The 3,875-nt window shown below is 72.2% G+C and carries 4 protein-coding genes; all 4 read right to left on the bottom strand.

Annotated features, from left to right (window positions below):
- Window positions 1–130: 130 nt before the first annotated feature.
- The 4 genes from ACTIDRAF_RS0220150 to ACTIDRAF_RS0220135 are packed head-to-tail and all read right to left on the bottom strand — an operon-like array spanning window position 131 to window position 3,684.
- Window positions 131–760, bottom strand: coding sequence for a response regulator (locus tag ACTIDRAF_RS0220150; RefSeq protein ID WP_016700525.1), 630 nt, complete (start codon window positions 758–760; stop codon window positions 131–133).
- The gene (locus ACTIDRAF_RS0220145) at window positions 757–2,022 is read right to left on the bottom strand and encodes a sensor histidine kinase (RefSeq protein ID WP_016700524.1); all 1,266 of its coding nucleotides are present in this window, start codon (window positions 2,020–2,022) and stop codon (window positions 757–759) included. The genes ACTIDRAF_RS0220150 and ACTIDRAF_RS0220145 overlap by 4 nt, the downstream gene beginning before the upstream one ends.
- A gap of 3 nt (window positions 2,023–2,025) precedes the next feature.
- Complete coding sequence (locus ACTIDRAF_RS0220140) at window positions 2,026–2,766, bottom strand: ABC transporter permease (RefSeq protein WP_016700523.1); 741 nt, start codon at window positions 2,764–2,766, stop codon at window positions 2,026–2,028.
- A gap of 9 nt (window positions 2,767–2,775) precedes the next feature.
- Entirely contained in the window at window positions 2,776–3,684 is a 909-nt protein-coding gene (locus ACTIDRAF_RS0220135) for an ABC transporter ATP-binding protein (RefSeq protein WP_016700522.1), read from the bottom strand.
- Window positions 3,685–3,875 lie beyond the last annotated feature (191 nt).

Genomic DNA, 3,875 nt, shown 5'->3' with positions numbered 1-3,875 from the left:
GGGGGGGGCGGTCCGGACCACCAGCCGAGGCCGCCCGGCGAGCCAGTAACCCCAGTCAGGAGCCCCCACCTGAGTGGCGAGGAACGAGCCAGGGCGCGCCCTGGCCCTCCGTGGCCTGGTGGCCGCCCGGTCAGGGAGGAGGCGACAGGTAGCCGCGGGAGAAGGCCACGGCCACCGCCGCGGCCCGGTCGTGCACACCGAGCTTCGCGTACACCTGGACGAGGTACGTCTTCACCGTCGACTCGCTGATGAACAGGTGCTTCGCCGCCTCCCGGTTGCTCGAGCCCCGGGCGATCAGCTCCAGCACCTCCAGCTCGCGCGGGGACAACGGTTCGGGGACGGGTTGGCGTACCTCCCGCAGGAGCCGGGTCGCGACGCTGGGCGCCAGCACCGCCTCGCCCCGCGCCGCCGCCTCCACGGCGCGGAACAACTCCTCCCTCGGCGCGTCCTTGAGCAGGTAGCCCGAGGCGCCGGCGTGGATCGCGGGCAGCACGTCGCTGTCCCTGTCGTAGGTGGTGAGCACGAGAACTCGGGAGGGAACCTCCCGCCGGGCGAGTTCGGTGATGGCCGTGACGCCGTCCGTCCTCGGCATCCGCAGGTCCATGAGGATGACGTCGGGGCGCAGCCGTTCGCCCAGGACGATCGCCTCCGCTCCGTCGCCGGCCTCCCCGAGGACCTCGAAGCGGGGGTCGGGGGTGAACATGCCGCGCAGGCCGTCCCGCACCACGGGATGATCATCGACGATCAGCAGGGAGATCACCGGGTTCCCCCGGTCGCCGGGATCGCGGGAACGGATGCGGAGATGGCGGTGCCACCCCCGGGCTCCGCCTCGATGTCGAGGCGTCCCGCCAACCTCCGCACCCGCTGCCGCATGCCGGCGAGGCCGAACCCGCCACCTGGGGAACCGTTGGCGCGCGGGGAGGTCACGTCGAATCCCACCCCGTCGTCCCGCACGTCCAACAGCACCCGGTCCGGGAGGTACGACAGGGTCAGTCCGACCCGACTCGCCCCCGCGTGCTTGGCCACGTTCGCCAACGCCTCCTGCGCGGTCCGCACCAGCGCGACCTCGACGTCGGTGTGCATGGGGCGGGCGTCGCCGGTGGTGGTCAGCACCGCGTCGACGTCGTGCGTCTCGCACCACCGGTGCACCACGGCCGCGATCGCCTCCGGTAACCGGGCGTCGGCGAGCAGTTCCGGTTCCATCGCGTGCACCGTCCGGCGGGCCTCGGTGAGGCTCTCGCGGGCCAGGCTCATCGCCTTCGTCAGGTGCCGTCCGGCCGTCGAGGGCTGGTCGAGGGTCTGCTCCGCGGCCTGGAGCTGGGTGACGATACCGGCCAGACCCTGCGCCAGGGTGTCGTGGATCTCCCGGGCCATCCGCTGCCGCTCGTCCAGCACGCCCGCCTCGCGGGCCCGCGCCAGCAGTTGGGCGTGCAGGTCCGCGTTCTCCTCCAGGGCCGCCTCCAGGCGCGCGTTGGCCTCGTGCGATTCGACCAGCGCCCGTGTCCGCTCGCGTCCGCGTCTTTCGGCCGCGTCCAACAGGGAGTAGCAGGACCCGGCCAGGACCACCGAGACCAGGGAGGTGAGCGCCCACTCCCACCAGTCGCCGGTCAGGACGTTGTGCACACCGCCCTGGTACGAGACGGACATGATCATGGAGGTGGTGGCGGCGCCGGCGTAACGCCAGTGGCGGTCCAACCGTTCGAACGCGTGGACGTAGCCGACGAAGGCGAAGATGCCGTACCAGGGCGCGAGCACTACCAGGACCGCGCCCAACACGGCCAGCCCCGCGTAGTGCAGCCGGGCCGGGACCGGGTCCTTCCACCAGCCGGGCCTGGCGTCGTGGCAGGCCAGCCAGAGCGTGGTGACGAGCGTGACGCCGAGCACGGCCGGGATGTGGACGGGTGTGCCCCCTTGCGCCAGCGCCGCGGCGGTGCTCACGGCCAGCAGGACGTAGGGCAGGACGGCGAACGCGGCGCCCACCCGGTGGTCCCAGTCCCCGTGCTGCCCGGCCTCGATGCTCACGACTCACTCCCAGCGGAAGTACCGCGCGGCCAGGCCACCAGCCACGACCGTCCACCCCAGCAGCACGGCCACGTGTGTCGCCTGGGGCCAGTGGCCGGCGGTGGCGTCCTGCAATGATTGCACGGCCGCCCCCAGCGGGGTGAGGTCGCTGATGGTCCGCAGGACGTCGTTCATCGCGTCGCGGGGAAGCCACAGGCCGGCGAAGAACATGTTCGGGAACAGCAGCACCGTGCCGACCGCCCCCGCGCTCCTGCCGCTCGGCGCCAGCGACGCCACGAGCAGGCCGACGGCGAACATCGCGGAGATGGTCAGCAGGTACGCGACGAGGTGGGCGAGCAGGTGGCGGGGCAGGCCCACGTCGAACACGAGGCGGGCGGTGGCCAGCACGACCAGCACGGTGACGACGGACAGGGCGGCGGACATCAGCAGTTGCGCGCCGAGCATGGTGAGGGGGCGGACGGGGGTGGTCCGCATCCGCCGCAGTACGCCCTTCTCCCGGTAGGAGGCGAACTGCTGGGGCAGGCCGGTCAACGCGAAGAGGGCGACGCCCAGCGCGACGATGATGGGCACGTACAGGTCGATGATCCGCAGGCCTCCGAGGTCCGGGACGGATTCGCGGAACGAGGGGACCGCGCCGAGGATGACCAGCAGGGCCGGGGGAATGGCGAGGGCGAACAACACGCTCATCGGTTCCCGGAAGAACAGGCGGGTCTCGGTGGCGGTGAGCCGGTACAGGGCGGACACGGGATCTCCTCAGGAGCTGGTGGGGCGGCCGGTGAGTGCGACGTAGGCGTCGTCGAGCGAGGTGTGCTCCACCCGGAGGTCCTCCGCGACGACCTGGTGCCGGGCGAGGGTGCTGGTCAGGGCGAGCAGCAGGTTCCCCGTGCCGGTCACGACGAGCTGGCCGCCGGCCCGCTCCACGGCCGTGACGCCGGGGATGGCGGCGAGGACGGCCCGGTCCACTGGCACGGAGGGGCGGAACCGGACCCGTTTGCGGTCGTCCACCCTGGCGACGAGTCCGGCCGGGGTGTCGATCGCGACGACTCGGCCCCGGTCGATGATGGCCAGCCGGTCACAGAGCCGTTCGGCCTCCTCCATGAAGTGGGTGACCATCAGGATGGTCACGCCCTGGTCGCGGATGGTCTCGACGAGGTCCCAGGTGTCGCGGCGGGCCACGGGGTCCAGACCGGTGGTGAGCTCGTCGAGGACCGCCACCCTGGGGTTGCCGACCAGCGCCAGCGCGACGGACAGCCGCTGCTTCTGCCCTCCCGACAACCGCCGGAACTGGGTGTCGACCTTGTCCGTGAGGTTCAGGGTGTCGAGCAGCCGCCGCCAGTCGGCGGGATCGCGGTAGAAGGAGGCGTAGAGCTCCATCGCCTCGCCGACCCTGAGCTTGTCGGGCAGTTCACTGGTCTGGAGCTGCGCGCCCAGCAGGTGCGGCAGTTCGCCGGTGCCTCCGTGCGGGTCGATGCCGTGGACGCGCACGGACCCGCCGTCCGGGGTGCGCAGGCCCTCGACGCACTCGACGGTCGTGGTCTTGCCGGCCCCGTTGGGGCCGAGGATGCCGAAGATCTCGCCCTGGTCGACGGTGAAGCTCACGCCGTTCACCGCCACGTGGTCGCCGTAGCGTTTGACGAGGTTGTCCACCTCGATGATGGTCATGGTCGAAGCCTGTCGCGCGCCGGGGAGCGGCGGGACCGGTCACGCGGGCAGGGCTCGGTGTCCGTCCGGTGGGGTTCCCCCTCCACCGGACGGTGGAGGTCGGGTGGTCCGGGATGGACGGACCCGGTCGGAGCGGCGGCCCGTCGCTCGTGTGCCGGTGTCCGGATCGCCGGCGGTGGTCGGCGTGACAG

This window comes from Actinoalloteichus spitiensis RMV-1378, assembly GCF_000239155.1.
Classification (GTDB): domain Bacteria; phylum Actinomycetota; class Actinomycetes; order Mycobacteriales; family Pseudonocardiaceae; genus Actinoalloteichus_B; species Actinoalloteichus_B spitiensis.
The sequence above is the reverse complement of the archived record's forward strand: the minus strand, read 5'-3'. Positions and strand labels throughout refer to the sequence as shown.

Bases quoted from the DNA above. Each gene is read 5' to 3' on its own strand.
- ACTIDRAF_RS0220135 (WP_016700522.1), bottom strand. From the start codon at position 3,684: ATGACCATCATCGAGGTGGACAACCTCGTCAAACGCTACGGCGACCAC.